Consider the following 329-nt stretch of genomic DNA (forward strand, 5'->3'; position numbering starts at 1 on the left):
GCGCAAGCTGGGGATCAAGCTGATCGCCAACCAGGGACCGGTGAGTGTCCAGGCGCAGAACGACACGTTGCAACTGATGGCCCGCCACGGCCTGGAGATCACCAGCACCGAGGATGAAATCCGCATCACGGCGAAGAAAAAAATCACCCTCAATGCCGGGGGTAGCTACTTCACCCTTGATCAGAATTGCATCGAGTCCGGGACGCTGGGGGACTACAACATCAAGTCGCCGTATTTCGACCTCCTGGGCCCCGCCAGCCTGACCGCATCGCATCCGCAATACCCACAGAGCCTGACCAAACAACCGTTGCGGCTCAACGTGGCGCAAA

Annotated in this window: 1 protein-coding gene; it reads left to right on the top strand. The window is 59.3% G+C overall.

The annotated features are described in order from the left end of the window. On the top strand, positions 1-329 hold a 329-nt coding region (locus ACM6IP_RS26055; RefSeq protein WP_414862611.1), incomplete at both ends, for a DUF2345 domain-containing protein.

The organism is Pseudomonas sp. IT-P176, assembly GCF_949767245.1.
In the GTDB taxonomy this organism is placed as follows: Bacteria; Pseudomonadota; Gammaproteobacteria; order Pseudomonadales; family Pseudomonadaceae; genus Aquipseudomonas.